The 16,471-nt window shown below is 49.7% G+C and carries 16 protein-coding genes; 10 read left to right on the forward strand and 6 right to left on the reverse strand.

The genetic code is table 11. The annotated features are described in order from the left end of the window. The first annotated feature begins 64 nt into the window (after positions 1–64). From murC to lpxC, 6 genes are all read left to right on the forward strand, one after another. Entirely contained in the window at positions 65–1,540 is a 1,476-nt protein-coding gene (gene murC / locus EC843_RS17975; RefSeq protein WP_064539927.1) for a UDP-N-acetylmuramate--L-alanine ligase, read from the forward strand. Continuing rightward, entirely contained in the window at positions 1,533–2,453 is a 921-nt protein-coding gene (locus EC843_RS17980) for a D-alanine--D-alanine ligase (protein WP_064539925.1), read from the forward strand. Before murC ends, EC843_RS17980 begins: the two co-directional genes overlap by 8 nt. A 1-nt stretch (position 2,454) precedes the next feature. Further along, a complete protein-coding gene (gene ftsQ / locus EC843_RS17985) occupies positions 2,455–3,288 on the forward strand; it encodes a cell division protein FtsQ (RefSeq protein ID WP_064539923.1) in 834 nt (277 codons plus the stop codon). A 2-nt stretch (positions 3,289–3,290) separates the two neighbouring features. Next, entirely contained in the window at positions 3,291–4,547 is a 1,257-nt protein-coding gene (gene ftsA, locus EC843_RS17990; RefSeq protein WP_034460940.1) for a cell division protein FtsA, read from the forward strand. A 63-nt stretch (positions 4,548–4,610) separates the two neighbouring features. Beyond that, positions 4,611–5,762: a cell division protein FtsZ gene (gene ftsZ / locus EC843_RS17995; RefSeq protein WP_064539921.1), complete on the forward strand. Its 1,152-nt coding sequence runs from the start codon at positions 4,611–4,613 to the stop codon at positions 5,760–5,762. Between the two features lie 99 nt (positions 5,763–5,861). Further along, positions 5,862–6,779, forward strand: a complete 918-nt coding sequence (gene lpxC / locus EC843_RS18000; protein ID WP_064539919.1) for a UDP-3-O-acyl-N-acetylglucosamine deacetylase — start codon at positions 5,862–5,864, stop codon at positions 6,777–6,779. 8 nt (positions 6,780–6,787) lie between these two features. Here lpxC and EC843_RS18005 read toward each other — a convergent pair whose 3' ends face one another. After that, positions 6,788–7,306: a DciA family protein gene (locus EC843_RS18005; protein WP_133522757.1), complete on the reverse strand. Its 519-nt coding sequence runs from the start codon at positions 7,304–7,306 to the stop codon at positions 6,788–6,790. Positions 7,307–7,328: 22 nt separating this feature from the next. Between EC843_RS18005 and secM the strand changes: the two genes are divergently transcribed. The 3 genes from secM to mutT all read left to right on the forward strand — a co-directional run bounded on the left by secM (position 7,329) and on the right by mutT (position 11,062). Continuing rightward, the gene (secM, locus tag EC843_RS18010; protein WP_064539915.1) at positions 7,329–7,835 is read left to right on the forward strand and encodes a secA translation cis-regulator SecM; all 507 of its coding nucleotides are present in this window, start codon (positions 7,329–7,331) and stop codon (positions 7,833–7,835) included. Between the two features lie 67 nt (positions 7,836–7,902). Next, on the forward strand, positions 7,903–10,608 hold the full coding sequence (gene secA, locus EC843_RS18015; protein WP_064539914.1) for a preprotein translocase subunit SecA: 2,706 nt from the start codon (positions 7,903–7,905) through the stop codon (positions 10,606–10,608). A 64-nt stretch (positions 10,609–10,672) separates the two neighbouring features. Beyond that, the gene (gene mutT, locus EC843_RS18020; RefSeq protein WP_133522758.1) at positions 10,673–11,062 is read left to right on the forward strand and encodes an 8-oxo-dGTP diphosphatase MutT; all 390 of its coding nucleotides are present in this window, start codon (positions 10,673–10,675) and stop codon (positions 11,060–11,062) included. On the opposite strand, the gene yacG is transcribed toward mutT, so the two are convergent. From yacG to coaE, 3 genes are read right to left on the reverse strand one after another with little or no spacing between them, the layout of a single operon-like run. Further along, positions 11,059–11,256, reverse strand: a complete 198-nt coding sequence (yacG, locus tag EC843_RS18025; protein WP_064539910.1) for a DNA gyrase inhibitor YacG — start codon at positions 11,254–11,256, stop codon at positions 11,059–11,061. The genes mutT and yacG overlap by 4 nt on opposite strands. A gap of 9 nt (positions 11,257–11,265) precedes the next feature. Continuing rightward, entirely contained in the window at positions 11,266–12,009 is a 744-nt protein-coding gene (zapD, locus tag EC843_RS18030) for a cell division protein ZapD (protein WP_064539908.1), read from the reverse strand. Next, positions 12,009–12,629, reverse strand: coding sequence for a dephospho-CoA kinase (gene coaE / locus EC843_RS18035; protein WP_064539906.1), 621 nt, complete (start codon positions 12,627–12,629; stop codon positions 12,009–12,011). The genes zapD and coaE overlap by 1 nt, the downstream gene beginning before the upstream one ends. A gap of 185 nt (positions 12,630–12,814) precedes the next feature. Between coaE and EC843_RS18040 the strand changes: the two genes are divergently transcribed. Beyond that, positions 12,815–13,858 (forward strand): GMP reductase, encoded by a 1,044-nt coding sequence (locus tag EC843_RS18040; protein ID WP_064539904.1) that lies wholly within the window; start codon positions 12,815–12,817, stop codon positions 13,856–13,858. A gap of 32 nt (positions 13,859–13,890) precedes the next feature. Here the strand turns inward: EC843_RS18040 and hofC are convergent, their stop codons facing one another. Both hofC and gspE read right to left on the reverse strand, forming a co-directional pair. Then, positions 13,891–15,096 carry a protein transport protein HofC gene (gene hofC, locus EC843_RS18045; protein WP_121814297.1) on the reverse strand — a complete coding sequence of 402 codons (1,206 nt, stop codon included), beginning with the start codon at positions 15,094–15,096 and terminating at the stop codon, positions 13,891–13,893. After that, positions 15,089–16,468, reverse strand: a complete 1,380-nt coding sequence (gspE, locus tag EC843_RS18050) for a type II secretion system protein GspE (RefSeq protein WP_133522759.1) — start codon at positions 16,466–16,468, stop codon at positions 15,089–15,091. Before gspE ends, hofC begins: the two co-directional genes overlap by 8 nt. Positions 16,469–16,471 lie beyond the last annotated feature (3 nt).

Below are 16,471 nucleotides of genomic sequence, written 5' to 3' on the forward strand. Positions count from 1 at the left end.
TTGTGGGTGGCTCTTTTGCCCATGAATATTTGAAGTAATGGCGTTTGACGCTGCAGGTTAGAGAATGAATACACAACAACTGGCGAAACTGCGTTCTATCGTGCCCGAGATGCGTCGCGTCCGGCACATTCACTTTGTTGGCATCGGCGGCGCCGGTATGGGCGGTATTGCCGAAGTTTTAGCTAACGAAGGTTACCAGATCAGCGGGTCTGATTTGGCTCCGAACCCGGTCACTCAGCAGTTGTCGGCGCTGGGCGCCACGATTTATTTCAACCATCGTCCAGAGAACGTACTGGATGCGAGTGTTGTGGTGGTTTCTACCGCCATCTCGATGGATAACCCAGAAATTGTTGCGGCGCATGAAGCGCGTATTCCGGTTATCCGTCGCGCTGAAATGCTGGCAGAACTGATGCGTTTCCGTCATGGCATCGCCATTGCAGGAACACACGGGAAAACCACCACCACAGCGATGGTTTCCAGTATTTATGCAGAAGCTGGTCTCGACCCGACTTTTGTCAATGGTGGTCTGGTGAAAGCAGCAGGAACCCACGCGCGTCTGGGTCATAGCCGTTACCTGATTGCTGAAGCCGATGAGAGTGATGCGTCATTCCTCCATCTGCAACCGATGGTTTCTGTGGTGACAAATATAGAAGCTGACCATATGGATACCTACCAGGGCGACTTCGAGAATTTAAAGCAGACGTTTATTAACTTCCTGCACAACCTGCCGTTTTATGGCCTGGCTGTGATGTGTGTAGACGATCCGGTTATTCGCGAGCTGTTGCCACGAGTGGGCCGCAAGATCACCACTTACGGTTTTAGTGAAGACGCTGACGTTCGTGTTGAAAATTATCAGCAGAAAGGGCCGCAGGGGCATTTCACCATCGCACGTCAGGGTAAGCCTGCTCTGCATGTGACCTTGAATGCTCCTGGCCGCCACAACGCGTTAAACGCGGCTGCTGCGGTGTCCGTTGCCACTGAAGAAGGCATTGATGATGCTGACATTCTGAGTGCGCTGGAAAGCTTCCAGGGTACAGGGCGTCGCTTTGATTTCCTGGGTGAGTATCCGCTTGCCGAAGTGAATGGCAAAGAAGGTACCGCGATGTTGGTTGATGACTACGGTCACCATCCGACAGAAGTGGATGCCACCATTAAAGCTGCACGTGCGGGATGGCCGGATAAAAATCTGGTGATGATTTTCCAGCCGCATCGCTTCACGCGTACTCGTGATTTGTACGATGATTTTGCTAACGTATTGTCGCAAGTCGATTCTTTGCTGATGCTGGATGTTTATTCTGCCGGTGAAGCGGCAATTCCAGGCGCTGATAGCCGTTCGCTATGCCGCACTATTCGTGGCCGTGGAAAAGTCGACCCAATTCTTGTACCTGACGCAAGTCAGATTGCGGACATTTTAGCGCCAGTTTTGTCAGGAAATGACCTGATCCTGGTGCAAGGTGCAGGAAATGTTGGGAAAGTTGCCAGAAACCTGGCTGAATTCCGCTTGCAGTCCCACACTAAGGAGGGCGACCAACATGGCTGAGAAAATCGCTGTCCTGTTCGGCGGAACTTCTGCTGAACGTGAGGTGTCATTGCAATCAGGTGCAGCGGTACTCGCGGGCCTGAGAGAAGCCGGAATTGACGCTCACGAGGTCGATCCGAAAAATACACCCGTGACTGAACTGAAAGCGCAGGGTTTTGAAAAAGTATTTATTGCTTTACATGGCCGTGGTGGCGAAGACGGAACCCTGCAAGGGTTACTGGATTTCCTGAAACTGCCATATACCGGCAGTGGCGTGATGGCTTCGGCTATCTCTATGGATAAGCTGCGTACCAAATTGTTATGGAAAGGTGCCGGTTTACCCGTTGCTCCGTGGGTTGCATTGACTCGCCGTGATGTGGAAGCCGGTATCAGCGCAACCACGGTAGAACGTATTGCCAGCCTGGGGCTGCCAGTTATCGTGAAACCAAGCCGTGAAGGTTCAAGCGTGGGGATGTCGAAGGTTGATAGCGTTGCTGCACTGCCAGCAGCACTTGAACTGGCCTTCGAACACGATGAAGAAGTGTTGATTGAGAAATGGTTAAGTGGCCCTGAGTACACGGTTGCTATCCTGGGTGAAGAAATTTTGCCGTCAATTCGCATTCAACCCGCCGGAATTTTCTATGATTATGAGGCGAAGTATCTCTCTGATGAAACACAGTATTTTTGCCCAGGCGGTTTAATCGAACAACGCGAGCAAGAATTGCAGGCGTTAGTGCTGCAAGCCTGGCAAGCTTTGGGTTGCAGTGGTTGGGGGCGCGTAGATGTCATGCTGGATAGTGACGGGCAGTTTTATCTGCTGGAAGTTAACACGTCCCCTGGCATGACCAGCCATAGTCTGGTGCCGATGGCGGCACGTCAGGCAGGCATGACGTTCTCTCAACTGGTGGTGCGTATTCTGGAGTTGGCAGACTGATATGTCGCAAGCAGCTCTGAATACACGTAATCGCCAGGAAGAAGAGGAAACCAGCTCTCGCCGGAGTAATGGCGGGCGACTGGCCGGGATCATTTTCCTCAGTGCAGTGCTGTTTACGGTATTTATCGGCGGCTGGATTGTCGTCGGCTGGATGGAAGATGCACAACGTCTGCCACTGTCTAAGTTGGTAGTTACTGGTGAACGGCATTACACCCGTAACGATGATATTCGTCAGTCAATTCTGGCACTTGGGCCACCAGGCACCTTTATGACCCAGGATGTGAATATCATCCAGCAGCAAATTGAACGCTTGCCGTGGATTAAGCAGGCGAGTGTCAGAAAGCAGTGGCCGGACGAATTGAAGATTCATCTGGTTGAATATGTACCCATAGCGCGCTGGAATGATCAGCATATGATTGATGCGCAAGGAATTGCGTTTAGCGTTCCAGCAGAACGCGCGGTAAAGCAGACTTTACCTATGTTATCTGGACCCGAAGGCAGTGAAGGTGAAGTCTTGCAAGGCTATCGCGCAATGGGCGATGTGCTGGCAAAGGATAAATTTACTTTGAAAGAAGCGGCGATGACCGCTCGTCGTTCCTGGCAATTGACGTTGAATAATGGCATCAAGCTCAACTTGGGCCGTGGCGATACGATGAAACGCTTGAGTCGCTTTGTAGAACTTTACCCTGTTCTGCAGCAGCAAGAGCAAGCCGACAATAAAAGGATTAGCTACGTCGACTTGCGTTATGACTCAGGCGCGGCAGTGGGTTGGCAGCCAGCTCCCGTAGAGGAACCTAATCCTAATCAGCAACAGAATCAGGCACAGGCAGAATAACAATGATCAAGGCGACGGACAGAAAACTGGTAGTAGGACTGGAGATCGGTACCGCAAAGGTTGCCGCTTTAGTAGGGGAAGTTCTGCCTGACGGTATGGTCAATATTATTGGCGTGGGCAGTTGCCCATCGCGTGGTATGGACAAAGGTGGCGTAAACGATCTCGAGTCAGTCGTGAAATGCGTTCAGCGCGCGATTGACCAGGCCGAGCTTATGGCTGATTGCCAGATTTCTTCGGTCTACCTTGCGCTGTCAGGTAAACACATTAGCTGTCAAAACGAGATTGGCATGGTGCCAATTTCGGAAGAAGAAGTGACGCAGGAAGACGTTGAGAACGTTGTTCACACCGCGAAGTCAGTACGCGTACGTGACGAACATCGTGTTTTGCACGTTATCCCGCAAGAATATGCAATTGACTACCAGGAAGGCATCAAAAATCCTGTAGGTTTATCGGGGGTGCGCATGCAGGCTAAAGTGCACCTCATCACCTGCCATAACGATATGGCTAAAAACATCGTCAAAGCTGTTGAACGATGTGGCTTGAAAGTGGACCAACTGATCTTTGCAGGTCTTGCGGCGAGCTACGCAGTATTGACCGAAGATGAGCGTGAATTAGGGGTCTGCGTTGTGGATGTCGGTGGTGGTACTATGGACATCGCGGTCTACACTGGCGGCGCGTTGCGCCACACCAAGGTTATCCCTTATGCGGGGAACGTGGTGACCAGCGATATCGCTTACGCCTTTGGTACACCACCGAGTGATGCAGAAGCCATTAAAGTCCGCCATGGTTGCGCGTTGGGTTCAATTGTCGGTAAAGATGAAAACGTTGAAGTGCCAAGCGTCGGTGGACGTCCACCGCGTAGCCTGCAACGCCAGACGCTCGCTGAAGTCATCGAGCCTCGTTATACCGAACTGTTGAATCTGGTCAACGAAGAGATTTTGCAATTACAAGAGCAACTTCGCCAACAAGGTGTGAAGCACCACCTGGCGGCGGGGATTGTACTAACGGGTGGCGCTGCACAAATTGAAGGTCTGGCAGCCTGTGCGCAACGCGTGTTCCATACGCAAGTTCGTATCGGACAACCGTTAAATATTACCGGCCTGACTGATTACGCCCAGGAGTCTTATTACTCCACAGCGGTCGGCTTGCTGCACTACGGGAAAGAAACTCATCTCAGTGGTGAAGCGGAAGTGGAAAAACGGACCTCTGTCGGCTCATGGATTAAGCGAATCAACAGCTGGCTGAGAAAAGAGTTTTAATTTTTATAAGAGACCAGACAAAATTAGTGGTCTCAGGCGACAGGCACAAAACGGAGAGAAACTATGTTTGAACCTATGGAACTGACCAACGACGCGGTGATTAAAGTCATCGGCGTCGGTGGTGGCGGCGGTAATGCCGTTGAACACATGGTGCGTGAACGCATCGAAGGTGTTGAATTCTTTGCAGTGAATACTGACGCGCAAGCGTTACGTAAAACTGCGGTAGGCCAGACTATCCAGATTGGTAATGGTATTACCAAAGGTCTGGGTGCTGGAGCTAACCCTGAAGTGGGTCGTACCGCTGCGGAAGAAGACCGCGATGCGTTACGTGCAGCCCTTGAAGGCGCAGACATGGTCTTTATCGCCGCTGGCATGGGTGGCGGTACTGGTACAGGTGCAGCGCCGGTAGTTGCGGAAGTTGCTAAAGATCTGGGCATCCTGACCGTAGCCGTTGTGACTAAGCCTTTCAACTTCGAAGGCAAGAAGCGCATGGCGTTCGCGGAGCAGGGTATTGCCGAGCTGTCTAAGCATGTTGATTCACTGATCACCATTCCGAACGACAAATTATTGAAAGTTCTGGGCCGTGGTATTTCTCTGCTGGACGCTTTTGGCGCAGCAAACGATGTACTGAAAGGTGCAGTTCAGGGTATCGCTGAACTGATTACCCGTCCGGGTCTGATGAACGTCGACTTTGCTGACGTGCGCACCGTAATGTCCGAAATGGGTTATGCCATGATGGGCTCTGGTGTAGCAAGTGGCGAAGATCGTGCAGAAGAAGCGGCAGAAATGGCGATTTCCAGCCCACTGTTGGAAGACATCGATCTGTCTGGTGCTCGTGGCGTTCTGGTCAACATCACCGCTGGCTTTGACCTGCGTCTGGATGAGTTCGAAACTGTGGGTAACACCATTCGTGCGTTCGCATCTGATAACGCTACTGTGGTTATCGGTACTTCTCTGGATCCAGAGATGAATGACGAACTGCGTGTGACTGTTGTTGCAACTGGTATTGGCATGGACAAACGTCCAGAAATTACTCTAGTGACCAACAAGCAGACTCAGCAGCCAGTGATGGATCGCTACCAGCAACACGGTATGGCTCCGCTTCAACAAGAGCAAAAGCCAGTTGCAAAAGTAGTGAATGACAATACGCCACAAACAACGAAAGAGCCTGATTATCTGGATATTCCAGCGTTTCTGCGTAAGCAAGCTGATTAAGAATAAACCGGAAGTTGGGGATCTGCGCTCTTTGTGCTAAACTGGCCCACCGATTGTGATATACACTTCGGTTGGATAGGTAATTGGCGAGATTATACGATGATCAAACAAAGGACACTTAAACGTATCGTTCAGGCGACTGGCGTCGGTTTACATACCGGCAAGAAAGTCACACTGACGTTGCGCCCTGCGCCGGCAAATACCGGGGTCATCTATCGTCGCACCGACTTGAATCCTCCGGTAGATTTTCCGGCAGATGCCAAATCTGTGCGTGATACCATGCTCTGTACTTGCCTGGTGAACGAGCACGATGTGCGGATTTCTACCGTTGAGCATTTGAATGCCGCCCTTGCGGGATTAGGTATTGATAACATTATTATTGAAGTCAATGCCCCAGAAATCCCAATCATGGACGGTAGTGCAGCGCCATTCGTCTACCTGCTGCTTGATGCCGGGATTGACGAATTAAACTGTGCGAAGAAATTTGTGCGCGTGAAAGAAACAGTTCGCGTTGAAGACGGCGATAAATGGGCTGAATTCAAGCCGTACAATGGTTTCTCGTTGGATTTCACCATCGACTTTAACCATCCGGCGATTGATGCCAGTACCCAACGCTACAGTATGAACTTCTCTGCGGACGCGTTTATGCGCCAGATTAGTCGTGCTCGTACCTTCGGTTTTATGCGTGATATCGAATATCTGCAGTCCCGTGGTTTGTGCCTGGGCGGTAGCTTCGATTGTGCCATCGTTGTTGACGATTATCGCGTACTGAACGAAGACGGTCTGCGTTTTGAAGATGAATTCGTTCGTCACAAAATGCTCGACGCAATCGGCGACTTGTTCATGTGCGGCCATAACATTATCGGCGCGTTTACCGCCTATAAGTCAGGTCATGCACTGAATAACAAACTGCTTCAAGCGGTTCTGGCGAAGCAAGAAGCCTGGGAATGGGCAACCTTCCAGGACGATGCCGAACTTCCGTTAGCGTTCAAAGCACCGAAAATGGTTCTGGCATAACACCAGAATTATTTATTACGACTGGTTTCATTGGTACTCTCTCCGGCCAATGACGCCAGTCGTTCTATTATTGCCTTCAATTTCTCAGGGCTACGTTCAGCCACCATTCTTAATGCCTCCGCGCTTTGCTGGCTTAACACTCTGTTGACCCCTTCAGTTTTCCCTTTCACTGTCTGAGTGCTGTTTTCTTGTACTGATTCTTGTCCAATTACAGCCAGTGATGGATTAATCCTGATGTCGATTGATGTCAATGATGGTAATATTTGTGCACGTAATGCACTCAGTAGCGTGGCTTGTTCATAGCGTAACCGCATCAGCCAGCTAGCATTTGCAGTTTCAAGTACGAGAATGCCTTGTCGGAAATTTGCTACCCGGCACCAGGGATGCAGTTGAGCGGGTAATATCCCTTTCACTGCCCTGTTGAGCTTAAGTAGCGCAGTTGCGCGCTGTTGCACGTTTTGCAACACGCTTTCGGCACCAGCATCATCGAACAAATGATCTAAAGATTGTGGGCGGCTATCACGCATACATAATGCTCCGGCGGATAAAGTGATTGGTATTCTAAATCGTTGGCGACAGTTTGGCAGACGTTATTTCTGGCCGCATCTCTTATTAGGGATGGTTGCGGCGAGTTTTGGCATGCCTGCGCTCAGCCAAAATACCGAACCAACCGCCCCTGCCGAAACATCTACCAGTAGCCACGACTACCTGAATAAGGTTAGCTTCAATAGTCTGGCATTATTGCAGGAAAGTACCCGCCGACCATCTTTTAGTGTCGATTACTGGCATCAACATGCTATTCGTACAGTAATTCGTCATCTTTCATTTGCAATGGCACCTCAAGCATTGCCTGTAGCACAAGAAAGTTTGCCACTTCAGGCACACAAACTCGCTTTGCTGGACACGCTCACAGCGCTTCTTACCCAGGAAAGCAAACCCCCTGTTATTGTGCGTCATATCGCGCTTTGGCAATCTCCAGCGGTTGAGACATTCAGTCCTGCCATTTGGATTAGCCAGGTTCACGGTATCCGCGCCGGTCCACAACGCCTCAGCTAAATTCCTTTCCTTTAATTATAACGTTATTTTTAGCTCTGCCCTGATGGCAGGCGTTTGAGAATTAATCATGCTAATCAAATTATTAACTAAAGTTTTCGGTAGCCGTAACGACCGCACTCTGCGTCGTATGCGTAAAGTTGTCACCCTGATCAACAGTATGGAACCGGAAATTGAAAAACTTTCCGATGATGAATTAAAAGCCAAAACGAATGAGTTCCGTGCTCGTCTTGCGAAAGGTGAAGTACTTGAAAATCTGATCCCAGAAGCTTTTGCGGTTGTTCGTGAAGCGAGTAAGCGTGTATTCGGGATGCGTCACTTCGACGTGCAGCTGCTTGGCGGTATGGTACTAAACGATCGCTGTATCGCAGAGATGCGTACAGGTGAAGGTAAAACACTGACCGCAACTCTACCAGCATACCTGAATGCGCTGAGTGGCCGTGGTGTTCACGTGGTTACTGTGAACGATTATCTGGCCCAGCGTGATGCCGAAAACAACCGTCCGCTTTTCGAATACCTCGGTCTGAGCGTTGGCATTAACTTGCCAAACATGCCAGCTCCGGCAAAGCGTGAAGCTTATGCTGCTGACATCACTTACGGCACCAACAACGAATACGGTTTTGACTACCTGCGTGACAACATGGCGTTCAGCCCTGAAGAACGTGTACAGCGTAAACTGCACTACGCATTGGTGGATGAGGTTGACTCAATTCTTATCGATGAGGCGCGTACGCCGCTAATCATCTCCGGTCCTGCTGAAGACAGCTCCGAGATGTACCGTAAAGTAAATAAAATCATCCCGAGCCTGATCCGTCAGGAAAAAGAAGATTCTGATACTTTCCAGGGTGAAGGCCACTTCTCCGTAGACGAAAAATCTCGTCAGGTAAACATTACCGAACGCGGTCTGGTACTGGTTGAAGAGTTACTGGTACAGGAAGGCATTATGGAAGAAGGTGAGTCTCTGTACTCCCCGACGAACATTATGCTGATGCACCACGTGACTGCAGCACTGCGTGCGCATGTGCTGTTCGCCCGTGACGTTGATTACATCGTTAAAGATGGCGAAGTTATCATCGTTGATGAACACACCGGTCGTACCATGCAAGGCCGCCGTTGGTCTGATGGCCTGCACCAGGCTGTTGAAGCTAAAGAAGGCGTCGACATTCAGAACGAAAACCAGACGCTGGCATCTATTACCTTCCAGAACTACTTCCGCCTGTATGAAAAACTGGCCGGTATGACGGGTACTGCGGATACCGAAGCATTCGAATTTAGCTCTATCTACAAACTCGATACTATCGTTGTGCCGACTAACCGTCCAATGATCCGTAAAGACATGCCTGATCTGGTCTATATGACTGAAGCAGACAAGATTATGGCAATCATTGAAGATATTAAAGAGCGTACTACTAACGGTCAGCCCGTTCTTGTTGGTACCATTTCTATCGAAAAATCCGAAGTGGTTTCTGCTGAGTTGACCAAAGCGGGTATCAAACACAATGTTCTGAACGCCAAGTTCCACGCTAACGAAGCCGGTATCGTGGCGCAGGCGGGTTATCCTGCCGCAGTGACCATTGCAACCAACATGGCTGGTCGTGGTACGGATATCGTACTGGGTGGTAGCTGGCAGGCTGAGGTCGCTGAGCTTGAAGACCCAACGCCTGAGCAAATCGCGCAGATTAAAGCTGACTGGCAGATTCGCCATGACGCAGTTCTGGCATCTGGTGGTCTGCATATCATCGGTACTGAGCGTCACGAATCTCGCCGTATTGATAACCAGTTGCGCGGCCGTTCCGGTCGTCAGGGTGATGCGGGTTCATCGCGTTTCTACCTGTCTATGGAAGATTCACTGATGCGTATTTTCGCATCCGATCGTGTTTCAGGCATGATGCGTAAACTGGGCATGAAGCCGGGCGAAGCGATTGAACACCCATGGGTCACTAAGGCAATTGCTAACGCACAACGTAAAGTTGAAAGCCGTAACTTCGATATCCGTAAACAGCTTCTCGAATATGATGATGTGGCGAACGACCAACGTCGTGCGATCTACAGCCAGCGTAACGAATTGCTGGACGTGAGCGACGTTAGCGAAACCATCAACAGCATCCGTGAAGATGTCTTTAAAGTGACAATCGACACGCACATCCCACCGCAATCACTCGAAGAAATGTGGGATGTTGAAGGCCTGCAAGAACGCCTGAAAAACGACTTTGACCTCGAGCTGCCAATTAAAGAGTGGCTGGATAAAGAGCCTGAGCTGCATGAAGAAACTCTGCGTGAGCGTATTCTGCAAAACGCAATGGAAGTGTATCAGCGTAAAGAAGAAGTGGTTGGCGTTGAAATGATGCGTCATTTCGAAAAAGGCGTGATGCTACAGACCCTGGATTCATTGTGGAAAGAGCACCTGGCGGCTATGGACTATCTGCGTCAGGGTATCCACTTGCGTGGTTATGCGCAGAAAGATCCTAAGCAAGAATACAAGCGTGAATCTTTTGCCATGTTTGCTTCTATGCTCGAAGCTCTGAAATATGAAGTTATCAGTACCTTGAGCAAAGTTCAGGTTCGTATGCCTGAAGAAGTAGAAGCGATGGAACAACAGCGTCGTGATGAAGCTGAGCGTTTGGCGCAGATGCAGCAGTTGAGCCATCAGGATGACGACACGCTGGCTGCGGAATCACTGGCAGCAGAGACGGGTGAGCGCAAAGTGGGTCGTAACGATCCGTGCCCATGCGGTTCCGGTAAAAAATTCAAGCAGTGTCATGGCCGTTTAAGCTAAGAACTGTATTGTTGACGAAGGCGCAGCTTGCTGCGCCTTTTTTCTATGGAGCACCTGCACAAAAATGAAACAACTAGAAATAGCCGTCGGGATCATTCGCAATTCCCAAGGGCAGATTTTTATCACTCAGCGAGCTGCTGACGCTCATATGGCAAATAAGCTGGAGTTTCCCGGTGGGAAAATCGAAGTTGATGAAACGCCAGAGCAAGCATTAGTTCGCGAGCTACATGAAGAAACAGGCATCACGGTCACTGGGTTTACGCTGTTTGATAAACTGGCTTACCATTTCCCGGACCGACATATCACGCTGTGGTTTTTCATGGTGGAGAGCTGGGAAGGCGAGCCGTGGGGCAAAGAAGGGCAACCGGGGCAGTGGGTTACACAGAATGCGCTGGTGGCAGCAGATTTCCCACCAGCAAATGAACCGATTATCAGAAAATTACAGCAGAGCTAACGTAAATCTTCTTCACTCCAGTCATCACTCTCTGACAAATCGCCGCTGCTTGGAATACGTTTTTCCTCAGCGGCCCATTCACCTAAGTCAATCAGCTGGCAACGTTTACTGCAAAATGGGCGATACGGGCTGGCTTCATTCCAGACAACGACTTTGCCACAACCAGGGCAGTTTACTTTAGTAAGTTCAGACATATTCGCTCCTTAACAGCATGCCAGCTCAAAATCGAGACGCTCAGGGATAATTCCATTTTCGCTATCTAGCGGTAAGAAACGGATTGCAAAACGGCTTTTATGACCAGAAACCTGGGGGTAGAGCTGGGACGAGAGATCCAGCTGTAAACGCAGCAAATCAGCATCATCACCGTTATCCTGATAAAAACCATTCAGGCTGGTTTGTTTACGGAATGGAGCCGAATTACGAATAATATCCAGCAACAAATCCAATGCCTGCTTCAACGGCTGCAAACTCGTAAGCCAGGTATTAATTTGGGCATTGCGCTGCTCTTGTGGCGAATACAACCAGATGTGTAACGTTGGCAAATCGAAACTGCAGCATCCGCCAGGAATACTTAGACGCTGACGAACAAGGGCAATCAGACGGTCTTCTCGTAAAGACTGCCCAAGGCGTGGCGCTGCCATTAAAACACTACCGCGTTCTTTGAGCTGGCTACGCAGCGAATCGATAAGCTGCATATCTACACCAGGAACCTCAGCCCAGTTCAATAATTTACGCTGCTGGCGCTCAAGCTCTTTGAGGATATCTGTGCGAATTTCACCTCGTTCAAAGACGTCTAGCAGGTCACCGACATTACGGAAAAAATGAAGGGCTTTGGAAGTCCCATCTACCGGTAATGAACTGTCGAGTTGTTGGATTAAGAACTCGATACGCAACCAGGTACGCATTTTTTCATTCAGTGGGTGCTCAAAAAGAATCTGGGTGCTCATTATTCATTTTCCTGCTGTGCGGCCTGGGACGCCAGTTCCAGATACTGGCGGTGCAGACGGTCAACATGTGCGGCCACCTGTTCGGCGGCACCATCATTATTAATTACATCATCGGCAGCGCTCAAGCGCGCCTCGCGTGTCGCCTGTGCAGTAAGGATTTGTTGCACATGTTCACGACTGACTTTATCGCGCGCAATAGTACGTGCGATTTGCACCTCTGGCGAGACATCAACAACCAGCACGCGATCGGCCATTTGCTGTAGATTATTCTCAACTAACAACGGAACAACCCACAAAACGTAGGGGGAAAGAGCCTCATTGATTTCAGTTCGGGTTCGTTGATGGATCAGTGGATGTAGCAGCGCATTGAGCCATTGTTTTTCTTCAGGTGAAGAGAAGATCTTTTCGCGAAGAACCCGGCGGTTAAGAGTGCCATCCTGAAGAAGAATCTCTTTGCCAAAATGGTCAGAAATAATGCTAAGAGCAGGTTGCCCTGGCTCAACCACCCGACGAGCAATTACATCTGCGTCTACTACGGTAATACCTAATTGGGAAAAGTTATCGGCGACAGTACTTTTACCACTGCCAATCCCACCCGTTAATGCCACCGTATAAACCATAAGACCCAGACCCTAAAGCGATTTCATATTTCTAAGGTAAATTTTAACGATTGTAGCGCAAAAAAGACTGTTTTCGCAGTCTTGCGGCGGCATTAATAGTGCGTATGATAGCGTCACTGGAATTGGTGCCTAAATCGCCAATTGCGTTCACGCGTCCTTCGCCATTCGACCCAGGAATCTGCAACATGCGTATTGAAGAAGATTTGAAGTTAGGTTTTAAAGACGTTCTTATTCGCCCAAAACGTTCCACTCTTAAAAGCCGCTCTGATGTTGAGCTTGAGCGCCAATTCACTTTCAAACACTCCGGTATTGCATGGTCAGGTGTGCCGATCATTGCTGCTAACATGGACACCGTGGGTACATTCGGTATGGCCGAGGCGTTGGCTTCGTTTGATATCCTTACTGCTGTCCATAAGCACTACTCTGTTGAAGAGTGGAGCAACTTCGTTAAATCTGTTCCAGAAAACATCCTGAAGTTCGTGATGGTTTCCACCGGCACATCTGATGCTGACTTCCAGAAAACCAAACAAATTCTCAACCTGAACCCTGCGCTGCAATTTATCTGCATCGATGTGGCGAATGGTTACTCTGAACACTTCACTCAGTTCGTGTCTAAAGCGCGTGAAGCATGGCCGGATAAAGTGATCTGTGCGGGTAACGTTGTGACTGGCGAAATGTGCGAAGAGCTGATTCTCTCGGGTGCGGATATCGTTAAAGTCGGTATCGGTCCTGGTTCAGTTTGTACTACCCGTGTGAAAACCGGCGTGGGTTACCCACAGCTTTCAGCTGTTATCGAATGTGCCGACGCGGCTCATGGCCTTGGCGGCCAGATTGTTAGCGACGGTGGTTGTACTATGCCGGGCGATGTTGCTAAAGCATTCGGCGGCGGCGCAGATTTCGTGATGCTGGGCGGTATGCTGGCTGGTCATGACGAAAGCGGTGGCACAATCGTTGAAGAAAACGGTGAGAAATTCATGCTGTTCTACGGTATGAGCTCCGAGTCTGCAATGACTCGCCACGTTGGTGGTGTTGCGCAATACCGCGCAGCAGAAGGCAAAACCGTTAAGCTGCCATTGCGTGGCCCGGTTGAAAACACTGCTCGTGACATTATGGGCGGCCTGCGTTCTGCCTGTACTTACGTTGGTGCTTCTCGCCTGAAAGAGTTGACCAAACGTACTACGTTCATTCGTGTGAATGAGCAGGAAAACCGCGTTTTCAATAGCCTCTAAGCGATATAAACGGCGTGGCTTTGGCCGCGCCGTCATCCCGCACTCATCGCATCTCCTAGCTGGAAAATAGGTAGATACATCGCAATCACTAGTGTCCCAATTATAATACCCACGACGATCATCATGATTGGCTCCAGCGCTGCGGCCAGGTTATCCGCCAGTTCCTCAGTATTGTTGTGATGCCAACTCGCCAGTTTCTCCAGCATCAAATCCAAAGAGCCTGACTCTTCACCAACCCGTACCAGCTGACAACACAACGCTGTGAATCGCTCACTCTCATTGAGCGCATGCCAAAACGGAACACCCTGGATCACTTTGGCGCTAATTTGCGAGATCACTTTTTTCCACAGCAGTGGAGTGAGTGTCGTTTCCACCGCCTCAAGTCCTTGTAATAAAGGAATGCCTGCCTGCTGGGAGAGTGACAGTGTGGTATAGATTTGGCTGAGAATTTGCCCTCGCCAAAGTGGGGCAATCAGCGGAATGTGCAGCAAAAGATTTTGCTCATACTCTTGCCAGTGAGGTTTTCGTCGCCGAAGAAAATATCCACAGGCAAACAGAATGACAAACGCCAATAACCATCCCAAACCTTGCGTCGTGACCCAATTTGACACTGCCATTACCATCGCCGTAATGGCAGGCAGTGGAGCGTTAAAAGATCGATAGATATTGGCAAACTCCGGCAGCACAAAACTCATCATTCCGATAGTGACAAGTAAGGCGACAACTATAATAAACAGTGGGTAGCGCAAGGCTTTCATGACCTTTTTACGCAGCTGATACAGTTTTTCTTGTTGGTCAGCTAATCTTTTACAGCACTCGTCCAGCTTTCCCGTTAACTCCCCAATGTGAATAAGGGCAATGAATAGCGCAGGGAAAATCTTCGGCCATTGCCTTAATGCGGCAGAAAATGGTGTACCGTTTGAAACACGTTGCTCAATGTCCTTTAGCAAAGCCCGCCATTCCTCAAAGGGATGTTGCTGAGCAATAAGCACTAATCCATCAGATAAGGAAATTCCTGCCTGAAGTAGCGTAGCAAGCTGGCGGAATACTTGAATTTTTTGCTGAATATTCCAGCAGCCACGACGGGTGTGTGAGGTTTTACGTAGATGCAACAGCTGAAGATCGGCATTGAACAATTGATCGGTAACGGATGTGGCATCCTCCGCCAATACCGCTCCTTTCTGTACTTGTCCGAATTGATCGATCGCTTTCCAGCGCCAAAGCAAAAACTTAGCCATGAGGTATACCCAGTACCCGATAACACTCTTCGAGAGTGGTTAGCCCTTGTTCCACTGCTCGACAGCCATTTTCGAATAGCGTCTCCATACCTTGTTGACGAGCCAGAGCTTCGATTTCATTAGCGGGCATGCCTTTGATAATCGCAGCTTGTAGGTGCGGGTCGATAAGCAAAATTTCAAACAAGGCGCTTCGCCCATAAAAGCCGCCGTAGCAGCGTTCACAACCGACTGCCTGCCAGTAGGGTAAAGCTCGATTCCAGAGTGTTGCCGGAAGCGTTATGTCTTCCGCAAGCTGTTGCTTGCAGTGAGGGCAGAGTTTGCGAACCAGTCGCTGTGCGACCACCATGTTCAACGCCGAGGCTAACATCCAGCGTTCCACCCCCATTTGTTGCAGGCGAACCACAGTTTCAGCCGTTGAGTTGGTATGGAGTGTTGAAAGTACAAGATGCCCAGTTTGCGCTGCTTTAATGGCAATATCAGCGGTATCACCGTCCCGAATCTCACCCACCATGATGATGTCGGGATCCTGGCGCAGTAAGGCGCGTAATACACTCTGGAAACTCAACCCTGCTTTACTGTTTACCTGCGTTTGATTGAGCCCCCGCATCGGAATTTCTATCGGGTCTTCTACGCTACAGAGGTTGCTGGAAATCTGGTTGAGTATCTTTAGTGCGCTGTAAAGTGTGATGGTTTTACCGCTGCCGGTGGGGCCGGTGACCAGAATCATGCCTTGTGGGTTGGCTAAACAACTCTGAAAACGGGTGCAGTCATCCGGTGACATTCCCAAATCTGAAAGCTCAAAAGTTTGTTTGGTTTGGGTCATTAAACGTAGAACGACCTTTTCACCGTGATACACCGGTAGCGTAGCAATGCGAAATGAACATTTGTGCTGTTCGACTTCAATCTCCATTTGCCCATCCTGGGGTAAGCGACGCTCTGCGATATCCAGACTTCCCAGTACTTTTAACCTTGCCGTTAATGGTGCAGCCAGATGAGCGGGTAGAAGGGGTTGCAGTTGTAGTACACCGTCGACGCGAAAACGAATCTGGTAGCCTTGCTCTATCGGCTCAAAGTGAATGTCTGAAGCACGTAGTTGTATTGCTTTATGAAGTGTTTCTTGTAGCAACTTAACCACTGGCGCGAAATTTTCAGCTGTTTCAGCTGTGTTGGCAGAAACACCTGAATGGCGTGCTTTCTCCAACTGCTCGACTGGCCAGTATTCAATGTTTGCTGGTTTATCACAGATAAAACGCAATGCTTCAAAAAACTGCGCGGGCGGATTCGGTGCAATGGCGATATGCAGTGTTGGAGTTTCAGAAAGTAATACTGCTTGATATTGGTTGCACAGGGCGAGGATCTGCCGATTTTCCATGGC

Source organism: Buttiauxella sp. JUb87, assembly GCF_004361975.1.
GTDB classification, from domain to species: domain Bacteria; phylum Pseudomonadota; class Gammaproteobacteria; order Enterobacterales; family Enterobacteriaceae; genus Buttiauxella; species Buttiauxella ferragutiae.

Bases quoted from the DNA above. Each gene is read 5' to 3' on its own strand.
- ftsZ (WP_064539921.1), top strand. From the start codon at position 4,611: ATGTTTGAACCTATGGAACTGACCAACGACGCGGTGATTAAAGTCATC.
- yacG (WP_064539910.1), bottom strand. From the start codon at position 11,256: ATGTCTGAACTTACTAAAGTAAACTGCCCTGGTTGTGGCAAAGTCGTT.
- lpxC (WP_064539919.1), top strand. From the start codon at position 5,862: ATGATCAAACAAAGGACACTTAAACGTATCGTTCAGGCGACTGGCGTC.
- ftsQ (WP_064539923.1), top strand. From the start codon at position 2,455: ATGTCGCAAGCAGCTCTGAATACACGTAATCGCCAGGAAGAAGAGGAA.
- ftsA (WP_034460940.1), top strand. From the start codon at position 3,291: ATGATCAAGGCGACGGACAGAAAACTGGTAGTAGGACTGGAGATCGGT.
- zapD (WP_064539908.1), bottom strand. From the start codon at position 12,009: ATGAGCACCCAGATTCTTTTTGAGCACCCACTGAATGAAAAAATGCGT.
- EC843_RS18005 (WP_133522757.1), bottom strand. From the start codon at position 7,306: ATGCGTGATAGCCGCCCACAATCTTTAGATCATTTGTTCGATGATGCT.
- EC843_RS17980 (WP_064539925.1), top strand. From the start codon at position 1,533: ATGGCTGAGAAAATCGCTGTCCTGTTCGGCGGAACTTCTGCTGAACGT.
- coaE (WP_064539906.1), bottom strand. From the start codon at position 12,629: ATGGTTTATACGGTGGCATTAACGGGTGGGATTGGCAGTGGTAAAAGT.
- hofC (WP_121814297.1), bottom strand. From the start codon at position 15,096: ATGGCTAAGTTTTTGCTTTGGCGCTGGAAAGCGATCGATCAATTCGGA.
- mutT (WP_133522758.1), top strand. From the start codon at position 10,673: ATGAAACAACTAGAAATAGCCGTCGGGATCATTCGCAATTCCCAAGGG.
- EC843_RS18040 (WP_064539904.1), top strand. From the start codon at position 12,815: ATGCGTATTGAAGAAGATTTGAAGTTAGGTTTTAAAGACGTTCTTATT.
- gspE (WP_133522759.1), bottom strand. From the start codon at position 16,468: ATGGAAAATCGGCAGATCCTCGCCCTGTGCAACCAATATCAAGCAGTA.
- secA (WP_064539914.1), top strand. From the start codon at position 7,903: ATGCTAATCAAATTATTAACTAAAGTTTTCGGTAGCCGTAACGACCGC.
- murC (WP_064539927.1), top strand. From the start codon at position 65: ATGAATACACAACAACTGGCGAAACTGCGTTCTATCGTGCCCGAGATG.